The 21943-nt window shown below is 64.0% G+C and carries 17 protein-coding genes; 10 read left to right on the top strand and 7 right to left on the bottom strand.

Going from position 1 to position 21943, the window contains the following annotated elements:
* Positions 1-57: 57 nt before the first annotated feature.
* From BMY38_RS03730 to xdhA, 4 genes are read right to left on the bottom strand one after another with little or no spacing between them, the layout of a single operon-like run.
* Positions 58-1572 carry an ABC transporter ATP-binding protein gene (locus tag BMY38_RS03730; RefSeq protein ID WP_092759864.1) on the bottom strand — a complete coding sequence of 505 codons (1515 nt, stop codon included), beginning with the start codon at positions 1570-1572 and terminating at the stop codon, positions 58-60.
* Positions 1569-2411: a xanthine dehydrogenase accessory protein XdhC gene (xdhC, locus tag BMY38_RS03725; RefSeq protein WP_092759862.1), complete on the bottom strand. Its 843-nt coding sequence runs from the start codon at positions 2409-2411 to the stop codon at positions 1569-1571. Before xdhC ends, BMY38_RS03730 begins: the two co-directional genes overlap by 4 nt.
* Positions 2408-4723 carry a xanthine dehydrogenase molybdopterin binding subunit gene (xdhB, locus tag BMY38_RS03720; protein WP_092759860.1) on the bottom strand — a complete coding sequence of 772 codons (2316 nt, stop codon included), beginning with the start codon at positions 4721-4723 and terminating at the stop codon, positions 2408-2410. Before xdhB ends, xdhC begins: the two co-directional genes overlap by 4 nt.
* A complete protein-coding gene (gene xdhA / locus BMY38_RS03715; RefSeq protein WP_092759858.1) occupies positions 4720-6081 on the bottom strand; it encodes a xanthine dehydrogenase small subunit in 1362 nt (453 codons plus the stop codon). The genes xdhB and xdhA overlap by 4 nt, the downstream gene beginning before the upstream one ends.
* 172 nt (positions 6082-6253) lie before the next feature.
* Between xdhA and BMY38_RS18550 the strand changes: the two genes are divergently transcribed.
* The 4 genes from BMY38_RS18550 (at position 6254) to BMY38_RS03700 (ending at position 12853) form a co-directional block, all read left to right on the top strand.
* Positions 6254-6379 carry a hypothetical protein gene (locus tag BMY38_RS18550; protein ID WP_281243202.1) on the top strand — a complete coding sequence of 42 codons (126 nt, stop codon included), beginning with the start codon at positions 6254-6256 and terminating at the stop codon, positions 6377-6379.
* Positions 6376-9894, top strand: coding sequence for a DNA polymerase III subunit alpha (gene dnaE / locus BMY38_RS03710; protein WP_092761169.1), 3519 nt, complete (start codon positions 6376-6378; stop codon positions 9892-9894). The genes BMY38_RS18550 and dnaE overlap by 4 nt, the downstream gene beginning before the upstream one ends.
* Positions 9895-10041: 147 nt before the next feature.
* Positions 10042-11655 carry a hypothetical protein gene (locus tag BMY38_RS17845; RefSeq protein ID WP_139204646.1) on the top strand — a complete coding sequence of 538 codons (1614 nt, stop codon included), beginning with the start codon at positions 10042-10044 and terminating at the stop codon, positions 11653-11655.
* The gene (locus BMY38_RS03700) at positions 11639-12853 is read left to right on the top strand and encodes a hydantoinase/carbamoylase family amidase (RefSeq protein ID WP_092759856.1); all 1215 of its coding nucleotides are present in this window, start codon (positions 11639-11641) and stop codon (positions 12851-12853) included. The genes BMY38_RS17845 and BMY38_RS03700 overlap by 17 nt, the downstream gene beginning before the upstream one ends.
* On the opposite strand, the gene BMY38_RS03695 is transcribed toward BMY38_RS03700, so the two are convergent.
* Entirely contained in the window at positions 12825-13286 is a 462-nt protein-coding gene (locus tag BMY38_RS03695) for an Lrp/AsnC family transcriptional regulator (RefSeq protein WP_092759854.1), read from the bottom strand. The two genes, BMY38_RS03700 and BMY38_RS03695, sit on opposite strands and share 29 nt — an antisense overlap.
* 108 nt (positions 13287-13394) lie before the next feature.
* Here BMY38_RS03695 and BMY38_RS03690 point away from each other — a divergent pair, with 108 nt between their 5' ends.
* Positions 13395-13613 carry a DUF6356 family protein gene (locus BMY38_RS03690; protein WP_092759852.1) on the top strand — a complete coding sequence of 73 codons (219 nt, stop codon included), beginning with the start codon at positions 13395-13397 and terminating at the stop codon, positions 13611-13613.
* A gap of 30 nt (positions 13614-13643) precedes the next feature.
* On the opposite strand, the gene BMY38_RS03685 is transcribed toward BMY38_RS03690, so the two are convergent.
* Both BMY38_RS03685 and BMY38_RS03680 read right to left on the bottom strand, forming a co-directional pair.
* On the bottom strand, positions 13644-14363 hold the full coding sequence (locus BMY38_RS03685; RefSeq protein WP_092759850.1) for a response regulator transcription factor: 720 nt from the start codon (positions 14361-14363) through the stop codon (positions 13644-13646).
* Positions 14360-16264 (bottom strand): hybrid sensor histidine kinase/response regulator, encoded by a 1905-nt coding sequence (locus BMY38_RS03680; protein ID WP_092759848.1) that lies wholly within the window; start codon positions 16262-16264, stop codon positions 14360-14362. The genes BMY38_RS03685 and BMY38_RS03680 overlap by 4 nt, the downstream gene beginning before the upstream one ends.
* Before the next feature lie 172 nt (positions 16265-16436).
* Between BMY38_RS03680 and BMY38_RS03675 the strand changes: the two genes are divergently transcribed.
* From BMY38_RS03675 to BMY38_RS03655, 5 genes are all read left to right on the top strand, one after another.
* The gene (locus BMY38_RS03675; RefSeq protein ID WP_092761167.1) at positions 16437-18383 is read left to right on the top strand and encodes an AMP-binding protein; all 1947 of its coding nucleotides are present in this window, start codon (positions 16437-16439) and stop codon (positions 18381-18383) included.
* 60 nt (positions 18384-18443) lie between these two features.
* A complete protein-coding gene (locus BMY38_RS03670; RefSeq protein ID WP_139204645.1) occupies positions 18444-18794 on the top strand; it encodes a hypothetical protein in 351 nt (116 codons plus the stop codon).
* Positions 18795-18879: 85 nt separating this feature from the next.
* Positions 18880-19695 carry an ABC transporter ATP-binding protein gene (locus BMY38_RS03665; protein ID WP_092759844.1) on the top strand — a complete coding sequence of 272 codons (816 nt, stop codon included), beginning with the start codon at positions 18880-18882 and terminating at the stop codon, positions 19693-19695.
* Between the two features lie 78 nt (positions 19696-19773).
* Entirely contained in the window at positions 19774-20763 is a 990-nt protein-coding gene (locus BMY38_RS03660) for a branched-chain amino acid ABC transporter permease (RefSeq protein WP_092759842.1), read from the top strand.
* 74 nt (positions 20764-20837) lie between these two features.
* Positions 20838-21914 carry a branched-chain amino acid ABC transporter permease gene (locus BMY38_RS03655; protein WP_092761165.1) on the top strand — a complete coding sequence of 359 codons (1077 nt, stop codon included), beginning with the start codon at positions 20838-20840 and terminating at the stop codon, positions 21912-21914.
* Positions 21915-21943: the final 29 nt, after the last annotated feature.

Below are 21943 nucleotides of genomic sequence, written 5' to 3'. Positions count from 1 at the left end.
CCGCAAAAGGGTAATACCGACGTAATACCTGTATATGCACGGCGGTATGCACGTCCGTTACACATGCGCTTCCTCCAGGTCGTGCGCCCCGCCCAGCATCAGTCCGATCTGTTCCATCGTCAGGCTGGAGGTCGGCACCGCCTCGCCCAGAGCCCCACCGTTAAGAGCCGCGAACCTGTCGGAAATCTCAAGCAATTCATCCAGATCCTGCGAGATGACGACGATTCCGGCCCCCTCGGCGGCAAGGTCCAGAAGTGCCTGCCGGATGGCCGCGGCGGCACTTGCATCGACCCCCCAGGTCGGCTGATTGACCACCAGCACACGGGGTCCCTGCAATACCTCGCGCCCGATCACGAACTTCTGCAGGTTCCCCCCCGACAAGCTCCGCGCCGCCACCCCCGGGCCGGGTGTGCGCACGTCGAATTGGGCGATGATATCCTTCGCGAAGCTGCGGGCGCGGGACCAGCTGAGGAAACCGTTTCGCAACAACCCCATGCGCGCAGTACCTGTCAGAACCGCGTTTTCCGTCAATGACATATCCGGTGCGGCCGCATGGCCCAAACGCTCCTCCGGGGCGGTCAGAAGACCTGCCGCGCGCCGGGCGGATGGGGGCATGCGCGACACGTCGGTGCCCTCCAGAAGCACCGTTTCCCGCGACGTCCGACGTTCCCCGGACAGGGCCGACAGCAGCTCGTCCTGACCGTTGCCGGCGACCCCGCCGATACCCAGAACCTCGCCAGCCCGCACGGCCAGCGAGACGTTCTTCAACGGCGTGCCGAACTGTGACGCCGGTGGCATCGACAGACGCGACACCTGCAGGATGATCTCGCCGACGGCCCCGGCACGGGCCTTTGGCGGCGTCAGTTTCGTGCCCACCATCTGTTCCGCCAGTTCCGCCGCCGATGCCTTGCGCGGATTGGCTTCGCCCACCACCTTGCCGCCCCGCAGGATCGTCGCCGCATCACACAGTGCACGGATTTCCTCAAGCTTGTGCGATATATACAGGATCGACGTCCCCTCCAGCGCCAGCTTGCGCAACGTCGCGAACAGAATTCCCACTTCCTGCGGAGTCAGCACACTGGTCGGCTCATCCATGATCAGCAGGCTGGGATCCTGCAACAGGCACCGCACGATCTCGACCCGTTGCCGCTCTCCTGCCGACAGGTCGCCAACGCGGCGCGTCGGGTCGAGCGGCAGGCCATAAGCCTCCGACACCTCACGGATACGACGGCTGAGGTCGCGCATCGGCGGCGGGGTTTCCATGCCCAAGGCGACGTTTTCAGCAACTGACAAGGCCTCGAACAGGCTGAAGTGCTGAAATACCATCGCCACGCCCGCCGCCCGCGCATCGCGCGGCTCGGACGGGGTATACGGCTTGCCGTTCAGGCGCATCGAACCGCTGTCGGGCTTGACCAGGCCATAGATCGTCTTGACCAGCGTCGACTTTCCAGCACCGTTCTCGCCCAGCAGGGCATGCACGCCGCCTCGCGCGATGGAAAACGAGACGTCCGAATTGGCGACCACGCCGGGGTAGGCCTTTGTCAGACCGGAAAGCTCCAGAAGTGTGGTCAAGCGGGCGTCCCTTCCGTCGTCTCTGCGGACAACTCTGGCGAGAGTAGCGCGGCGGCGACACCAACGGCAATGGCTTGTGGATGCTTGCCCAGCGCGGGGTTCCCGATCGGACAGGTGATGCGGTCGATCGCCTGTTTTTCATGCCCCAGCGCCAGCAGACGCGACCGGAACCGCGCCCACTTGGTGGCCGATCCGATCAGCCCGCAGGTTCGAAACCCCTGGTTTAGCGCCTCGTGACACAGCGCCAGGTCGATTTCGTGCGAATATGTCAGGATAAGGTGATCGACGTCACCGGGCGCGAAGGCCATGGCGCGCGGCATGTCGGCGGCCACAAGTCGCTCTACCTCGTCGGGCATGGTTACCGGGAAGCGCGCCGCCGCATCGTCCACCCAGACAATATCGCGGAGCGGTGCCAGTGTTGCGACCAGTGCACGCCCCACATGCCCGGCGCCCCAGATCCAGAGTGGGGCCGACGACCCGGTGCCGTCTTCTTCGAGCAGCCCGAACCCCGCGATTTCACGGCGCCAGGGCATCGGCGGCACAGCGTCCAGCCGTTCGAAAACCAACGTGACGGCCCCGCCACAGCACTGACCCAGCCCGGGACCAAGCGGTATTCGCTCGACCCGCGTTGCACCTGTCCGCAGAACCTCGCGCGCAATCCGGAGTGCCCGCCATTCCAGCGCACCGCCGCCGATCGTGCCGTGAAACCCGTCTGCCCAGACCAGCATCTCGGCCCCGGCCTCGCGCGGTGCCGATCCCCGCACATCAGCCACCACGACACGGACCAGCGTCCCCCGCGCGGCCAACATGGCGCGCAGCCGGCGGACATTGATGCTCATTTCAGGGCCCTCACCGCGGCCAGCACCCGTTCTGCCGTGGCGGGGGCGTTCAGCGCGGGATACGCGGCACCGCAAGCCGCAATGGCATCCGACAGCGCCATCAATACGCTGTTTCCGTGCATCAATGGCGGCTCGCCTACGGCCTTGGATCTGTAAATCGTATCCTCCGGATTGGGAGCGTCCCAAAGCGCGACATTGAAGATGGCCGGAATGTCAGACGCGCAGGGGATTTTGTAGGTAGACGGCGCGTGCGTCCGCAGACGGCCTGCGTCATCCCAGACCAGCTCCTCCGTGGTCAGCCACCCGGCACCCTGCACGAAACCGCCTTCGATCTGACCAATGTCCAGCGCCGGATTCAGGGACGCCCCTGCATCGTGCAGGATATCGGTACGCAGGATGCGGTTCTCGCCCGTCAATGTGTCGATCACGACTTCCGAACAGGCTGCGCCATACGCGAAATAGAAGAACGGGCGACCCTGCCCCGCCTCCCGGTCCCAACTGATTTCCGGGGTGGCGTAGAAGCCCGTGGACGACAGCGAAACCCGACCCGCAAAGGCCATCGCGGCGACTTTCTCGAAGGAATAGGTCGCACCACCGACCTGCACGGCATCATCGGCAAAGACCACCGACGAGGCATCGGCCTGGTGTTCCGCGGCCAGCCAATCCGCGATGCGTGCCCGGATCGTATCGCAGGCCGCCTTGACCGCCATGCCGTTCAGATCCGCGCCCGACGACGCCGCCGTCGCCGACGTATTCGGCACCTTGGCGGTATCCGTTGCCGTCACCTTCACGCGCGCCAGATCGCATCCGAACCGGTCCGCCGCGACCTGTGCGACTTTCGAATGCAGCCCCTGCCCCATCTCGGTGCCACCGTGGTTCAGATGGATCGACCCGTCGGCATAGACATGCACCAGAGCGCCCGCCTGGTTAAGATGAGTCAGGGTGAACGAAATCCCGAATTTCACCGGCGTCAGGGCGATCCCCCGTTTCAGCACCGGATTCACCGCATTCCATTCCGCCACCCGCGCCCGCCGCGCGTCGTAGTCGCAGCTTGCGGCCAACCGGTCGGTCATCGCACCCAGACAGAAGTCAGTGACCGCCTGCCCGTAGTGCGTCCGCCCCGTCTTTGCTCCGGAAATATTCCCGCCGGAGGCAGCAACTTCGCATCCTGTATCATCGTAGAAATTCAATCGCCGCACCTGCAACGGATCGCGTTCCAGGACATGGGCAACATGGTCCATCACCCGCTCGATCCCGAGCATGCCCTGCGGCCCTCCGAAACCGCGAAAGGCGGTGGCGGATTGCGTATTGGTCCGCAGCCGCCAGCTTTCGATTGCCATGACCGGGATGTCATAGGCGTTGTCGGCGTGCAGCATCGCCCGGTCGGCGACCGGCAATGACAGGTCCTGCGACCAACCGCAGCGTGTCCAGTGTCGGAACCGAACGGCCAGCACGCGACCTTCGGCGTCATGACCCACATCATAGGCCACGCGGAAATCGTGGCGTTTTCCGGTGACAGTGAAATCGTCGTCTCGGTCATAGCGCATCCGGCAGGCCTTGCCGGTCAGGCGCGCGGCAACGGCACAGGCGATTGCCAAAGCATTGCCCTGGCTTTCCTTACCGCCGAAGCCGCCGCCCATGCGTCGCACTTCCGACCGGATGGCATGCATCGGGACGCCCAGAGCATCCGCCACCTTGTGCTGGATTTCGGTAGGGTGCTGGGTCGAGGTGAAGACATGCATCTCCCCGGCCTCGGATGGTTGGGCAAGTGCTGCGTGGCCTTCCAGGTAGAAATGCTCCTGACCGCCCATCTCGATCTGCCCGGACAGGTGATGAGGGGCGCTTTCCAACGCCGCGTCGACGTCGCCGTCGGTCCAGATGCGGGGGCCGCCATCGAACCACGATTCTGCTGAAAGCGCCTCTTCGATGGTCAGGATCGGCTTATGTTCGGTGACCCCCGCACTGTGCAGCCGGGCTGCGCGACGGGCGTTCAGATGACTGTCGGCAATCACCAGATACAGTGGTTGACCGGCATAGTGGATCGTCCCGGTGCAAAGCAGAGGCTCGTCCCGGTTCGACGGGGAACAGTCGGGCATCGGATCCAGATCGTCCGCCGTCATTACGGCGACGACGCCGGGTGCGGCGCGGACGGCGTCCAGATCGAGGGTATCGAGCGATGCGGAGGCGACCTCGGACAAGCCGAAGGCCAGATGCAGGCATCCGGAGGGGGCCGGAATATCGTCGGTGTAGCGCGCGGTGCCGGTCACATGCAGGCGCGCGCTTTCATGCGGCAGGGGTTTGGCAACGCTCATGGCTGCACCGCCAGCAGGTCGGGCGCGTCCAGGACCAGACGCAGCAGCATCCCCTGCGCGGCTGCCAGACGATAGGTCGCGCTGGCGCGCATGTCGGACATCGGTGTGAAATCCTGCGCAAGGTCTCTGGCCGCCTCCGCCAGCGTTGCCTGGGTCAGGGGCTGACCTTCCAGCGCCGCTTCGGTCCGGGCTGCGCGTTTCGGTATGCCGGCCATGCCGCCGAATGCCACACGGGGGTTGGTGATGACGCCATTTTCGACGGCCATATTGAAAGCCGCGCAGACGGCGGAAATGTCCTGATCGAAGCGTTTGGACAGCTTGTGACAGGTCAGCGTGTCGGGCTGACGCGGGATCGTCACACGCTCGACGAATTCGCCGGGCTGCCGGTCCTGCTTGCCGTAGTCGATAAAGAACTCCTCCAGCGGCATCGACCGCCGGGCGTCCCCGCGCCGCAGATGCAGGGTCGCGCCCAGCGCGATCAGCGGCGGAGGGCTGTCGCCGATGGGCGAGCCGTTGGCGATGTTCCCGCCGATCGTCGCCGCATTGCGGACCTGCACACTGCCATACCGGCGCAGAAGTTCGGCAAAGGACGGATGGTGCGGAGCGATGGCGTGTCTCAGGGTTTCCATGTCCGTCATCGCGCCGATTTCGATTGCACCGTCGGTCACGGTGACGCCGCGCAGGTCGTCGCACCCGGCAAGGAAGGCCAGCCTGCCGAGGGGGCGAAACTGCTTGGTGACCCACAGGCCGACGTCCGTCGCGCCCGCAACCAGAGTGGCGTCGGGGTTATCGAGATACCATTGCGCCAGATCGTCGGCGTCCCGCGGATGATGATGACCCGAGTTGGATATTCGGGAACCGGGGGCGGGGGCTTCGCGCATGTGTTGCGGCACAGGTGCGGTCACGACGGCGCGCGCCGCGCGCAGGATCGGGGCGTAGCCGGTGCAACGGCACAGGTTTCCGGCAATCTGGTCGGTATGATCGGTCGCCCCCACCGTATGGGCCGCCGCCATCGTCGTGACAAAACCCGGCGTGCAAAACCCGCATTGCGACCCGTGATGATCGACCATCGCCTGCTGAACCGGGTGCAGCGTGCCATCCGGGGCGGCCAGCCCTTCGACGGTGCGAACGGTCTTGCCGACCAGTTGCGGCAGAAACAGGATGCAGGCGTTCAGGGCCCTGGACGTGCCATCCGCCCCGGTCACGATCACAGAACATGCCCCGCAATCGCCCTCGTTGCAGCCCTCCTTGGTGCCGGTCAGGCCCCGCGTCTCGCGCAGCCAGTCCAGCAGGGTCGCGGTCGGGTCGGAGGTCGCGGCGGTGACGTCCTCGCCATTCAAGCGGAAAGGGATGTCCATGCAGGATCTTTCGCCGCGATACAAATTGGCTCAGCTCGCTGCCCCTCGATGCGGCGTAGAGGGTGCCGTTACAGAAAACCCGCCCCGGCCACGTTTTGCAAGGGGTCCATGCCCCGAAGCCCTTCACCCGGTGTCACCGAGACCATGGCGCTGACCGATACGATTCCACGACGTGACCAAATACCTGGGGGGACGGCTTCTGTCGGGAATGCTGATGGCGGTCAATGCCGTTTATCCGGCGCTGGGCGGCGGACGGACCTTTCGGCGCGTGCGCGGCATTGCTAAATGCCGTGCATGAGCAGTCCCCGATTCATCCACCTGCGCCTGCACACCGAATATTCGCTGCTGGAAGGCGCGATCCGGCTGAAGGGCCTGCCCGATCTGGTGGCGCGCGCGCAGATGCCGGCCGTTGCGATGACCGATACCAACAACATGTTCGCCGCGCTGGAAGCGGCCAGCAGTCTGGCGGCACGTGGCATCCAGCCGATCATGGGTTGCCAGATCGACGTCATGCACGACCCTGCCGCGCCGGGGGAAAAACCGCGCAAGCCCGCACCCGTTGTCCTGCTGGCGCAGACCGAGGTCGGGTACGAAAACCTCATGAAGCTGAACTCCTGCCTGTATCTGAACCGTCCGGAGATGGCGCCGCAGGTAACGATGGAGGAATTGGCGGAATATGCCGAGGGACTGATTTGCCTGACCGGCGGACCGGACGGGGCCGTCGGGCGATTGGTCGCGGACGGCCAGGAGCCCAAGGCCGAAGCGGTGCTGGGACGGTTGCACGGCATCTTCGCCGACCGGCTGTATGTCGAATTGCAGCGCCATCGAAGCCCTGAGCCGACCGAGCGGTTTCACGTCGAACAGGCTTATGCCCGTGGGTTGCCGCTGGTGGCGACCAACGATGTCTATTTTCCCGATCCGAAAATGCACGAAGCCCACGACGCCTTCCTGTGCATCGCCGAGGGGGCCTATGTCGATCAGCAGGCCCCACGCCGACAGGTCACCCCGCGCCACCATTTCGCCACGCAGGGCGAGATGGAAGTATTGTTCGCCGATCTGCCCGAGGCGCTGGAAAACACCTTGGAGATCGCGCGGCGCTGCGCCTTCAAGGCGTATGGCCGCGACCCGATCCTGCCGAAGTTCGCGGATGACGAAGTGGCCGAACTGCGTCGCCAATCGCAGGAGGGGCTGAAGGCGCGGCTTGCCGTCATCCCGCATGCGGCATCTGTCGAGGAGTATGAGAAACGGCTCGACTACGAGTTGGGCGTAATCGAAGGGATGGGCTTTCCGGGCTACTTCCTGATCGTCGCCGATTTCATCAAATGGGCCAAGGATCAGGACATCCCGGTCGGGCCGGGACGCGGGTCGGGTGCCGGGTCGCTGGTGGCCTATGCGCTGACGATCACTGACCTTGATCCGCTGCGCTACGGTCTGCTGTTCGAGCGGTTTCTGAACCCCGAACGGGTGTCGATGCCGGACTTCGACATCGACTTCTGCATGGACCGCCGGGAAGAGGTCATCACCTACGTTCAGGGCAAGTACGGCCGTGACCGCGTGGGCCAAATCATCACATTCGGCGCGCTTCTGTCCAAGGCCGCGGTGCGCGATGTAGGCCGTGTGTTGGGCATGTCGTATTTTCAATGCGACCAGCTGTCGAAGATGATCCCGGTCGAGGGGGTAAAGCCGGTCAGCATCACCAAGGCGCTCGCCGACGAGCCGCGCCTGCGCGAAGCCGCGCGCGAGAGCGAGCAGGATCGGCGCGACGGTCGCACGAACCCCGTCAAGCGCCTGCTGGATTATGCCGAGAAACTGGAGGGGTTGCTGCGAAATGCCTCGACCCATGCCGCCGGTGTGGTGATCGGGGACCGTCCGCTGGACGCGCTGGTGCCACTTTATAAAGACCCGCGGTCGGATATGCCGGCGACGCAGTTCAACATGAAATGGGTCGAAAAGGCCGGTCTGGTGAAGTTCGACTTCCTTGGCCTGAAAACGCTGACGCAGGTCGCCGATGCGGTGCGCCTGATCCGCGAACAGGGACGGGACATTCACTTTGCCGCCGACGGCCGTCAATTGTATGAACCGGCGCCTGGGACAGTGAACGACATCAATGCGATCCCGCTGGACGACAAGGCCAGCTACGAATTGTACTCCGCCGCCCGCGCGGTCGCCGTCTTCCAGGTGGAATCGACCGGAATGATGGATGCGCTGCGGCGCATGAAACCGACCTGCATCGAGGATATCGTAGCGCTGGTGGCGCTCTACCGTCCCGGCCCGATGGAGAACATTCCGAAATATTGCGAGGTCAAGAACGGTCTGTCCAAGCGTGACGCGCTGCACCCGTCGATCGACCACATTCTGGACGAGACGCAGGGCATCATCGTCTATCAGGAACAGGTGATGCAGATCGCGCAGGAAATGGCGGGATACTCGCTTGGCGGGGCTGACCTTCTGCGCCGCGCGATGGGCAAGAAGATCCAGGCCGAGATGGACGCCCAGCGACCGCTTTTCCTGGAAGGGGCCGCGAAGAACGGTGTCGACAAGGCCAAGGCGATGGAAGTCTGGAACCTGCTCGACAAGTTCGCCAACTACGGTTTCAACAAGTCGCACGCCGCCGCCTATGCCGTCGTCAGCTATCAGACGGCATGGCTCAAGGCGAACCACCCGGTTGAGTTCATGGCCGGGATCATGAACAGCGACATCCATCTGACCGACAAGCTGGCCGTCTATGCCGAGGAGGTTCGCAAGTCGCATGATCGCGGCGGACTGGGGCTAGAGATCGTGCCGCCCTGCGTCAACCGCTCCGCCGCCCGGTTCACGGTTGCCGATGGGGCACTGGTCTACGGTCTGGGCGCGCTCAAGAACGTGGGCGTCGAAGCGATGGGTTTGGTGATCGCCGGGCGCGACGGCAAGCCGTTCGCCACCCTCTACGACTTCGCGCGCCGTGTGGACCTCAAGCGTGTCGGCAAGCGACCCCTGGAAATGCTCGCCCGCGCTGGGGCCTTCGACCAGATCGACGGCAACCGCGCCCGCGTCCTTGACGCGCTGGACGCGCTGGTCGGCTATTCCGCCGCGATCCACGATCAGCGCGCCAGCAATCAGGTCAGCCTGTTCGGCGAGGCGGGCGATGACCTGCCCGAACCCCGTCTGCCGTTCCGCGACGACTGGCTGCCGGCCGAGCGGCTGGGCGAAGAGTTCAAGGCCATCGGTTTCTATCTGTCCGGCCATCCGCTGGACGACTACATGGTCGCGCTGAAGCGTCAGAAGGTCCTGACGCTGGCCGATGTGCAGGCGCAGACGCGCAATGGCCCGATGGCAGCCAAGATCGCGGGCATCGTGTCGTCGCGGCAGGAACGCAAATCGGCGCGCGGCAACCGCTTCGCCTTCGTGCAGGCCAGCGATCCGACCGGCGCCTATGAGGTGATGGTGTTCTCCGACACGCTGGATGCGTCGCGCGAATACCTGGAGGCCGGGTCCCGCGTCATCCTGCACGTCGAGGCGACACAGGAAGCGGATCAGCTCAAACTGCTGGCCCGGTCCGTCGTGCCGATGGACGACGCCGTGGATGCCGCGCCGCAGGTCGGTTTGCGCATCTTCCTCGACGATGCGGGCGCGGTCGGTCCCCTGCAGGGCCTGCTCGCGCGGTTGACGGGCGAGTCCGGCGCACGTGGACGCGGCCCGATGCACCTGTGCCTGCTGGGCGACGACCTGCCCGGCGAAGTGGAGTTGCGCCTGCCCGACCTGTACCCGGTCAATCCTCAGGTTAAGGGCGCGCTGAGATCGCTGCCCGGTGTCGCTCTGGTCGAGGACGTCTGAGGGATGCCCGCTGGGGCTTCTCCTTCATCCCATTGATCCGTTAGGGTTTTCTTAACGTATTAACCCGGTTTGTGTTGATCGGACCCCTGCATCCGGCGCATCTGAGGGCCTGACCCTGGTCCCCGAACTGTGCTGACTGGAACCGCCATGCCCGTCGTAACCGACCAAACTGCCCTGCTTGCCTATCTGGATACTCCGTTCTTCCGGTGGAATACGTCGTTCAGCACGGGAACGCCCGTCATCGTCACCTACAGTTATCTGGAAGGTAGCGACGTGCCATCGGTCGAGACGGTTCGGGCCTCCGGCTACGATGTCGATTCGACGTCGACGTTCAGCGCGCATCAGCGCGAGCAATTCGAAGTCGCCATCGCCCTGTTCGAGGCCGCGGCGGGCATCGTCATGGTCGAAATTACCGGCGGCGACGCAATGATAAATACCTATAATGCGAACGGTATTCCGGGCGTTGCCGGATATGCAAATTACGCCGCGTCGGCGGATTTCTATACAGGGTCGGGCATCCTCGCCATAGACGGCCTCGGAAGCTGGCGCCCCGGCACCTTCAATTTCGAGGTCGTGCTGCACGAATTGGGCCATGCCATGGGACTGAAGCACCCGCATGAGGGTGGTACCACTCTGGACGGTCAGGTCGATTCCACGCTGGCCACAGTGATGAGCTACGATCAGCGCACCCCGCGTGCCGAAACCTTGCGGACCCTGGACGAACAGGCGCTGCAACATCTTTACGGTGGCACCGTCGACACCTCCGGCTGGACCACCGCCTGGAATGCGACGACCGAAGTGCTGACCCTCACGATGGCGGATGGCGACGACACGATCCTGACGCCCGGCGGCACGGTGCGCGTGATGGCCGGAGGCGGAAACGACCGCATCCTGTCGCGCCAGGGGGCCGATTACATCGACGGGCAGGCCGGTGACGACCGGCTGGAGGGCGGATACGGCAACGACACGCTGAAGGGCAGCGACGGGCGCGACACGATCTATGGCGGTCTGGGCGACGACGTTCTGGGCGGGGGGCGGCACAACGACCGCCTTCTGGGCGGTGACGGTGCCGATACGCTCTATGGCTGGAAGGGAAGCGACACCCTGCTGGGGGGCGACGGCGATGACCTTCTGCAAGGCCACAGCGGCAATGACACGCTGCTGGGCGGCTCGGGACGGGACAATCTGGCCGGAGCAGAGGGGGCCGATTTCCTGAAGGGTCAGGACGGCGACGACAGCCTGCACGGCGGATCCGGAAACGACAAGCTGGAGGGCGGACAGGGCAATGACACGCTCAAGGGCGGAAATGGCGATGACGACCTGCGCGGCCATTCCGAGGCAGACAACCTGTTCGGCCACGCAGGCAATGACCGGCTGCGCGGCGACCACGGCAACGACATTCTTTATGGCGGCACCGGCGACGATACCCTGCTGGGTGGTTCGGGCGCGGATCGGCTGGACGGCGGGACGGGCCGTGATGTGCTGATCGGCGGTGATGGCAATGACACGTTGACCGGCGGCACGGAGGAGGACCGGTTCGTCTTCAGCGGCGGCTACGACGTCGTGACAGACTGGGCGCAGGACCTGCTGATCCTCGACCGGGCAGCCCTGGGACTGACAGTGTCGACGACAGTCGAAGACGTATTGGGCGACGCACTGGTCTATTCGAACGCGGTCGAATTGACTTTCGATGCCAGTTCGGTCGTGTTGCAGGGGGTGACCCAGCTGAGCGTGATCGAGGATTATGTCGACTTCGTCTGACCCGTCTGCCGACCGGTTCTTGTCGGATTTGAACGAATTGCGCGCCATCGGGGCGCGGGGCACGGGCGTGGTGCGGCGGGCTTTCGATACGGACGACGTGCGCGCCCGACTGTGGCTAACGGATAGGTTCGCGGACGCCGGGCTGACGCCTCGAATCGACCCCGCAGGCAACGTCTGGGGCCTGCGCGGTCGACTTCTGATGGGCAGCCACACTGATACGCAGCCCGAGGGTGGATGGCTCGACGGGGCCTTCGGCGTGATTGCAGCGTTGCAGGTGGCGCGGGAAAACCCCAACGTCTCGGTCGTGAGTTTTCAGGACGAGGAGGGACGGTTCGGCGCAACGACCGGATCTGAGATATGGTCTGGCGCGATGACGCCGGATCAGGCCGACGCGCTGAAAGATCTGGATGGCGTTGCTTTCGGCACAGCCCGCCAGGCCCTGCCAGCCACTGGCGGATTCCCTGACCCGACGCGGTTCGACGCCTATATCGAACCGCATATCGAACAGGGTCCGGTGCTGGATACCACAGGTCAGGTCGCGGGTATCGTGACCGCCATCGTCGGCCTGCGACAGGTGGAGGTCACGCTGGGCGGACAGCAGAACCATGCGGGCACGACGCCGATGGATATGCGCACCGATGCGCTGCGGGGCCTTTCGGACGCCGATTACGCGATACGCGACGCGCTGCGTGCCATCGTCACGCCGCGATCGGTCTGGACGATCGGTCATGTCGCGGTGCATCCGAATGCGCCCTCCGCCGTACCGGGCCGGGTCCGGTTCACGGTGCAGTGGCGCGACGCCGACACCCCTCGTCTGGACCGGATGGAGAAGGCGATCCGCACCGCCCTCGCGCAGATCGCGGCGGCAACTGGACTGTCGCTGACGATTTCCGCCACTGCCAGGTTGCCGCCCGCCGATATGGATGCGGGCCTGCGCTCCGCTCTTGCCGCCGCCGCCGATACCCATGCGCCCGGACGTTGGTGTAACATGCCGTCGGGTGCCCTGCACGACGCCACGAACGTCAGCCGACTGATGCCGGCCGGCATGTTGTTCGCCCCGTCGATCGGCGGCATCAGCCACGATTTCGCCGAAGACACCTCCGCCGACGATCTCGTCACCTGCCTGCACATCCTGAAAACCGCCGCCGCCACACTGACCTCCCGCCCCGTCAGATCGGCAGGGCGGTCGTGTCCTTGATGTCCTCCATCACGAAACTGGCCGAGATATCGGCCATCTGCACCCGCGAGATCAGCGCCTTGTAGAACCGGTCGTAGTCGGCGACGTCGCGCACCCGGACGCGCAGCACGTAATCCAGATCGCCGGTCATGCGGTGCGCGCCCTGAATTTCGGGCATGGCGGCCACAACCGTCTGAAACTTCGCCAGCCAGCTTGGATCATGCGCGCCGACCCGGATCAGGATCAGGACCGAGAGTCCCAGTCCCAGCCGCGCCGCGTCCAGATGTGCGACCCGTTCCCGGATCACACCCGCCTCCTCCAGCCGCCGTATGCGTCGCCAGCATGCATTGCGGGACAGGCTGACCCGTTCCGCAAGGGCGTCGAGACTTGGCGTCGTGTCAGTTTGCAACTGTCGAAGAATACGGCGATCAGTTTCGTCTATATTATGATCCATACGTGGGATTATTTTCTAAATTTCCCGCATCCTGCAAGGCAATCTTGGATAATTTCACGCCGTGAACCATTCATATTGCACGGAATCGGTTCAGTTTCGGAGGCCACCATGACCCAAATCGCCCTTTTCATCCGCGGATTTCAGGATCATCCGGCCTCGGTCAACGAAAGCTATTTCGGGCACATGCGCTTTGCGCTCTGGTTCGCCGGAACGCTGTTTCTGGCCGGGGCGGCGGCACTGATCCATGCCTTCGTGCCGCCGCTGTGCGAAACGACGGCCAGCCGCAAGATCAAGGCGCTGCATGCCCGCATCGAGGCTCGTCACTGAACTCCGGACGGAAGTCGGCAACCCCGCCCGTCAGCCCCAGACCACGTCACCCAGGAAAATATACCCGGCCCCATAGATTGTCTTGATCAGCGCCGGGTTTTTCGGGTCTTCGCCCAACTTGGCGCGCAGGCGCGAAATGCGGACATCCATCGCACGGTCGAAACTGTCACCCGCCGCCCCTCCCAGCGCTTCCTGCATCTCGGCACGTGACAGAAGACGGCGCGGGCGGTCGAGGAAGAGCCGCAGAATTTCCGCCTCGGCCTGACTGAACGCCGCCTCGCCGCCCTCGACCAGATCGGTCGGCCCGGTCAGTGTGAACCGGTCGAAATCTGCCGTGAAACCACCAAACCGCGCCATGCGGCGGCTGGGCGGCGACGGCGGCTTCCGCAGACGGGCGCGGATACGGGCGATGATCTCGGCCGGCTCGAAGGGTTTTACGACATAATCGTCGGCCCCCAGCTCCAATCCGGTGATCCGATCCTGCACCTGCGCCCGACCGGAGATGATGATGATCGCCGCGCCGCCTTCCAGCGCCAGCCGCGACACGACCGCCAGTCCGTCGCGGTCCGGCAGGCCCAGATCGACAAGGCAGACGTCCGGGCCATGGCCCGGTGGCGCGTTGCGCAAGGCGGCTTCGAAGGCCTCGGCGCGGGCATAGGTGGCGGGTTGCATTCCCGCGGCTTCGACCGCATCGGCCAACAGGGTGCGGATTGCAGGATCGTCATCCAGAATGGCAATGCGCGCGGTCACGGAAGCGCCGCCGCAAGCTGATCGATCGAGAAGGGTTTGCGCAGAACAGGCCAACCGGCGGCGGCTTCGCGATAGAGCGGCGCATCGACCGGCAGCGAGGTCATCAGGGCCGTCGCAAGCCCTCTCGCCCGCGCGGCGCGCGCCAGGTCGAGGCCCGTATCGCGTGATTTCAGCATGATGTCCGACAGCACGAGACCTATGCCGTCGATGTCCAGCAACCCCAGTGCCTCGTCCACCGTCGCGGCTTCCAGCACCGAATGACCGGCCGCCACCAGTTGATCACGCACGGCTTCGCGGATGTGCGGCGCGTCCTCGACCAGCAGAACGACCATCGGGGCAGGTCCGGCAGGCGGATGCCGCAGGGGCAGGCGCAAGGTGACCTGCGCGCCACCGCCGGGCGCGGCTCCAAGCCGCGTATGTCCACCCGCCAGTTTCACCACGTCATAAACCATCGACAGGCCAAGGCCGGTGCCATCCTCGCCCTTTTCGGTAAAGAACGGCTGCAATCCCTGGTCCAGCGCCTGCGGGCTGAACCCCGGTCCGGTATCGGTCACCGTGACCTCGATCCAGATATCGCGCAGAGCACGGGCGGTCAGGGTGATCGTACCGGGGCCGGGTGCGATAGCATCGCGGGCATTCAGAATCAGATTCAACGCCGCATCGCGCAACGCCTCAGGGTCCAGAAGGACCGGGGCGTCCAGACCGATGACCGACCAATCCAGCGTCACGCCATCCGGCAGGGATGCGCCGCCCAGCACCGCAACCTCGGCCAGAAACGCATGCAGGTCGGTGGCGCGGGGTCTCAGGTCGCGGGGACCGGACAGTCCCGCGATCTGACGCGTCAGCACGCCGCCGCGGGTGGCGGCCACGCCGATGGCAGCAACGGATTGCTGCGCGGCCGGGGGCAGGTCCATATGGCTCAGCTTGTCCTTCAGGCCCAGAATTACCGTCAGAAGGTTGGCAAAATCATGCGCCATGCCGCTGGTGAGTTGCGCGGCGACCTGACGGCCCGCAGCCTGCGACAGCGCGGCGCGGGCTTGCGCCTCCTCGGTGATATCGACCGACAGGGCATAGACTCCGGTCACGGTATCGTCCTCGACATCGGGGGTGAAACTGATGCGGATACGGCGGGACGATGGCGCATGGGTGACTTCGAACACCGATGCTTCGCCGGACAGGGCGCGGGTCAGATGCGGCTCGACCGTGGCATAGGTCGACGGGCTCAGCGCCTCGTCCATCCGCAACCCGATGATGTCGGACCGCGAACCGGGCATCACCGCACCCAGCCGCCGGTTCGAAAAGGTATAGCGCCGGTCGCGGTCCAGCCGCGCGATATGGGCGGGCAGCATTTCGGTCGTCAGCTGGATGCGGGCGGCCATCTCGGTCGCCTCGCGCCGCGCTTCGGTCAGGGCGGCGTTGGTGGCGGCAAGCTGGCGGTTGGCCTGGGCCAGTTCCTCGTGCCGGGTGATCAACTGATCCGACAGCACCTCGGACCGAGCACGCAGCAGGCGCTCCTGCGCGCGGGCGGCGGTAATATCGGTATAGACGGTGACCCACCCGCCCTGCGGCAAGGGCGAGCCTTCGACCGCGATCACCTGCCCGTTGGGACGCGCGCGCTCCATGTAATGCGGCTCGAACGCGCGGGCCTGCGCAATCCGCTCGGCCAGCATCGCTTCCAGATCGGGCGTCGGGCCGTATTCGCCGCGCTCCAGAAGAAACCGGATCGTGTCGGCAAAATCCGCGCCGGGCCGGGTCAATTCTTCGGGCAGATCGAACATCGTTGCGAACATGCGGTTGCAGACCGCAAGCCGCAGATCGGCATCATAGATCGACAGGGCCTGCCCGATCAGGTTCAGCCCCGCTTGCGTCAGGCGCGTGGTGGTGGCTTTGCGGTCGGTCATGGGCACCCTCTGACCACGACGGTATCACGGGGGCCGGACACGGCAAGGCCGCACGCGACGACAGCATGTCGTTACAATTCGTTAGAATCGGGAAACACCATTGAAGGAATCACCGTGGATGGTGGCATCGGAGGCCGCGTTTCGTCAGGACCGCGGAGGGAGGACGACCGACATGACCGACCTGCACACGATTCCGGAGTTTCTGGACCGGAACGCGACGGCCTTTGCCGATGCGCCCGCCTATCGCGAGAAAGAATTCGGCATCTGGCAGCAATGGACCTGGGATCAGGCCCGCACCGAGATCGAAGAGATGGCGCTTGGCCTGATCTCCCTCGGTCTGGAGATCGGCGAGCATGTCGCCGTCATCGGACGCAACCGTCCGCAGCTTTATATGTCGATGGTCGCCGTGCAATGCGCCGGGGCGATCCCGGTGCCGCTCTATCAGGACGCAGTGGGCGAGGAGATCGCCTATGTGCTGGGTCACTGCAGCGCCAAGTTCGTCATCGCCGCCGATCAGGAGCAGGTCGACAAGGTCGAGGAGGTCCGCGACCGGATCGAGGGGCTGCGCCACATCCTGTATCTGGACGGTCGCGGATTGCGCAAATACGACCACAGCGTCATGTCGTCCATCGCCACCCTGCGCGAAGCAGGGCGCACTGCCGACCGCGCCGAAATGGACCGTCGCCGGGCGCAGCAGACCGGCGCCACAACCTGCGTGATGCTCTACACCTCCGGCACGACGGGCAAACCCAAGGGCGTCGTGCTGAGCCATGACAATATCGTGTCGACCGCACTTGCCTCCAGCGGGTTTGACCACCTGCGCCAGACCGACGACGTGCTGGCCTATCTGCCGATGGCCTGGGTCGGGGATTTCATCTTTTCCATCGGGCAGGCCATGGTCACCGGGTTCTGCGTCAACTGCCCCGAGAGCGCCGACACCACGATGCAGGACCTGCGCGAAATCGGTCCGACCTATTACTTCGCCCCGCCCCGCGTGTTCGAGACGCAACTGACCAACGTGATGATCCGGATGGAGGACGCCTCGAAGATCAAGAAGGCGATGTTCGACCACTTCATGGCGCATGCCAAAGGGGTCGGACCCCGGCTTCTGGACGACGAGCCTGTCGGCCTGTTCGACCGGATGAAATATCGTCTGGGTGAATTGCTGGTGTTCGGGCCGCTGAAGAACACGCTGGGCCTGAGCCGGGTGCGTGTCGGCTATACCGCGGGCGAAGCGATCGGGCCGGAACTGTTCGATTTCTATCGCTCGATCGGGATCAATCTGAAACAGCTTTACGGTCAGACCGAAGCCTCGGTCTTCATCACCCAGCAGAAGGACCACGAAGTCCGCTCCGACACGGTCGGCACGCCGACACCCGGCGTCGAGTTGAAAATCGCGGAAAGCGGGGAAGTCTTCTATCGCTCGCCCGGCAGCTTCGTCGAATACTACAACAACCCCGAAAGCACCGCCTCCACCAAGGACGCCGAAGGCTGGGTCGCGACCGGCGACGCCGGTTTCATCGAACCGGACACCGGCCACCTGCGGATCATCGACCGCGCCAAGGACGTCGGCAAGATGGCGAACGGCGCGCTGTTCGCGCCCAAGTTTGTCGAAAACAAGCTGAAGTTCTATCCCGACATCTACGAGGCCGTGGTCTTCGGCAACACCCGCGACCGCTGCGTCGCCTTCATCAACATCGACCTGACCGCCGTCGGCAACTGGGCCGAGCGCAATAACATCGCCTATGCCTCCTATCAGGAACTGGCGCAGCACCCCCGCGTGCTGGCCACGATCACGGCCCACGTCGAGGCGGTGAACAAATCCGTCGCCGAAGACGACATGCTGGCGGGCTGTCAGATCCACCGCTTCCTTGTCCTGCACAAACAACTCGACGCCGACGACGACGAGATGACGCGCACCCAGAAGGTCCGCCGCCGGATCATCGAGGAGAAATACGCCGACCTGATCGAAGGCCTCTATGGCGATGTGGGCGAGGTCTATACCGAGACGGACGTGACCTACGAGGACGGCCGCAAGGGCAAGATCAAGGCAACCGTGAAGATGTGCGACGCGGCGGTCGTGCCGGTGACGGGCAAGGCGTTGGAGGCGGCGGAGTGACCTTGCTTCCGACCGATTTAGTAGCCCAAACTACCCCCTATGTGGCACACAAGTTGGATCATGGCACGATCACTCGATCTGTTCGAGAAGATCGGGGATGTGCTATCCTTATTCAGGGTTGCGATTCCGCTCGGCGCAATCGCGCTGGGCCTGCCGTTTCTGTCGATGCCGTTCGGCATGAAGATGGGGGTTGTTTGGATATTGATCCCGGTTCTAGACGCAACGGGAAGTGCGGTTCGAAACGGCTTCTTTGCTTTTGTCGTCCCAACGGAACAAGAGGTTTTCAGGATGATGCGATTGAGCATCCCATTCGTTGCGCATGTCTTCGGGTTACTCCTCGCGTCGTCAATTCGGATGGCTGGCAAGAGCGGTCTTCTGGAGAACGGAAGCGATCTTCTTCCTCCGATCTGACCTCTGGTCACGTAGCGGCCCACGGAATGGGAATTACTTCAGCGCGGGTGGGTGAAGGGTTGACTGCAGCCCTACGGAGAACACCATGCTAGACACCGACACCATCACCACCCCCGACGGCCGCACCATCGGCGGCACGGTCATGGACCTGCGCAACATCACGCTGCGCTTTGGCGGGGTCGAGGCGATCAAGGACATTTCCTTCGATATCCGCGAGGGCGAGATCCGTGCCATCATCGGGCCGAACGGGGCGGGCAAGTCGTCGATGCTCAACGTGATCTCCGGCTTCTACGTCCCGCAGGAAGGGGAGGTCTGGTATCGCGGCAAGCTGCGTCCGAAAATGAAGCCTTACGAGGTCGCGCAGCAGGGCATCGCGCGGACGTTCCAGAACATCGCCCTGTTCGAGGGCATGTCGGTTCTGGACAACGTCATGACCGGACGGCTGGGCCACATGAAGACCAATATGCTGAGTCAGGCGATCTGGTGGGGTCGCGCGGCGAAGGAAGAAACCGAGAACCGGGCGGCGGTTGAAAGGGTCATTGATTTCCTTGAAATTCAAGCGATTAGAAAAACCCCGGTGGGCCGCCTGCCCTATGGCCTGAAGAAGCGCGTCGAACTGGCCCGCGCGCTGGCCGCCGAACCCAGCCTGCTGCTGCTGGACGAACCGATGGCCGGCATGAACGTCGAGGAGAAGGAGGACATGTCCCGTTTCATCCTCGACGTGAACGATGAATTCGGCACCACGATCGCCCTGATCGAACACGACATGGGCGTCGTCATGGACCTGTCGGACCGGGTCGTCGTGATGGATTACGGCCGCAAGATCGGTGACGGCACACCTGACGAAGTGCGCAACAATCAGGCCGTGATCGACGCCTATCTGGGGGTCGCGCATGACTGAGCGATGTGCCGCGCGCGGCGGCAAACTCCACGCCCTGTTTCTTGCATCTGATCCCGATCTGGAAAGCTGAGGAAAACCATGCCCGACCAACTGCTCTTCGGAATGGAAGTCGCCCTGAACGGCCTGATGGCGGGCGTGATGTATGCGCTCGTCGCCCTCGGATTCGTGCTGATCTTCAAGGCGTCCGGTATTTTCAACTACGCTCAGGGCGTCATGGCTCTGTTTGCCGCGATGACGCTGGTGGGCATCCAGAACGGACAGGTGCCGTTCAGCTATCTCATCAACGCGATCTTCGGCACCGATATCCAGTATTTCGGATGGCAGGCCCCGGCCCTGCTGGCGATTCTGCTGACCGTGGTGGTGATGGCGGGCTTCGCGTGGCTGGTGAATCGCTATATCTTTTCGCACCTCGTGAACCAGGAACCGATCATCCTGTTCATGGCGACCATCGGCCTCGCGTATTTCCTCGAAGGCGTCGCCGACCTGATGTGGGGGTCCGAGATCAAGAAGCTGGACGTCGGCCTGCCGCAGGGCATCAACGACTGGATCGACCAGACCACGTTCGAGGCCTTCGGCTACGGCTTCTTCATCGACAATCTGGATATCGTGGCGACGATCATCGCGGCACTGCTGGTCGCGGGTCTGGTGCTGTTCAGCCAATACACCAAGCAGGGCCGCGCCTTGCGGGCCGTGGCCGACGATCACCAGGCCGCGCTCAGCGTGGGCATTTCGCTCAACTTCATCTGGGTGCTGGTCTGGTCCATCGCGGGCTTCGTGGCACTGGTCGCTGGCATCATGTGGGGCGCGAAATCCGGTGTGCAGTTCTCGCTGTCGCTGATCGCGCTCAAGGCGCTTCCGGTCCTGATGCTGGGCGGGTTCACGTCGATCCCCGGTGCCATCGTCGGCGGGTTGATCATTGGTGTCGGCGAGAAGCTGTTCGAATTCCTGATCGGCGCGCCGTTCCTTGGCGGCGCGACCGAGAACTGGTTCGCCTATGTGCTGGCGCTGGTTTTCCTGGTGTTCCGTCCGCAGGGCCTGTTCGGGGAGAAGATCATTGAGAGGGTTTGAGGCGGTGGGTCCTATCGACACGACGGACAAAACGACAATTGCAGAATGGGTGACGCCCATCGATGGGGGATGCCATGCTCTACCGTGAAGCCGGAGACTTCAAAACCTCCTACCCTGCCGACAATCAGACCTTCCCGATCAAGTTCGACCGTTGGGGTTACTGGGTCATTCTGGCGTTTGCCATCTTCGTCGTCCCCTTTCTGGTCAACGATTACTGGGCCAGCTCGCTGCTGGTGCCGTTCCTGATCTATGCCATCGCCGCGCTCGGCCTGAACATCTTGGTCGGTTACTGCGGGCAGGTGTCGCTGGGGACCGGCGGGTTCATGGCCGTCGGGGCTTATTCGTCCTACAAATTCATGACCGCGTTTCCGTGGATGGATATGTTCACCGTCACGCTGCTGTCGGGCCTCGTCACTGCCGCCGTCGGCGCGCTGTTCGGCCTGCCGTCCCTGCGGATCAAGGGGTTCTACCTCGCCGTCGCCACGCTGGCCGCGCAGTTCTTCCTCGTCTGGCTCTTCAATAAGGTGCCGTGGTTCTACAACTACTCCGCCTCCGGACAGATCAGCGCGCCGGAGCGCAGCGTCTTCGGCATTACCGTCACCGGACCGAACACCGAGGCCTGGGCGCAATATGCCTTCTCCCTCGTGTTCGTGATCGTCCTTGCATGGGTCGCGCGCAATCTGACGCGCGGCACGATGGGGCGCAAATGGATGGCGATCCGCGACATGGACATCGCCGCCGAAATCATCGGAGTGAATCCGCTGCGCGCCAAACTGTCGGCCTTCGCGGTGTCGTCGTTCTTCATCGGCGTGTCGGGCGCGCTATTCTTCACGATCTATCTGGGTGCGGTCGAGGTGGGTGAGGCTTTCGGCATCCAGAAATCGTTCCTCGTGCTGTTCATGGTCATCATCGGCGGGCTTGGCTCTATCTTCGGCAGTTTCGCGGGCGCTGCGTTTCTCGTGCTGTTGCCGGTCGTGCTCAAGCTGGTCGGCGTCGATCTGCTGGGCTGGCCCACCGACATCGTGGCACATCTGAATCTGGTGATCGTCGGCGCGCTGATCGTGTTCTTCCTGATCGTGGAGCCGCACGGGCTGGCGCAGATATGGCGCGTGACGAAGGAAAAACTGAGATTGTGGCCCTTCCCGCATTGACGGGCCGGGTCATTGAGAAGGCGGGCTAG

Source organism: Jannaschia helgolandensis (assembly GCF_900109285.1).
Classification (GTDB): Bacteria; Pseudomonadota; Alphaproteobacteria; order Rhodobacterales; family Rhodobacteraceae; genus Jannaschia; species Jannaschia helgolandensis.
Note: the sequence above shows the minus strand (reverse complement) of the source record. Positions and strands in the feature narration are given on the sequence as shown.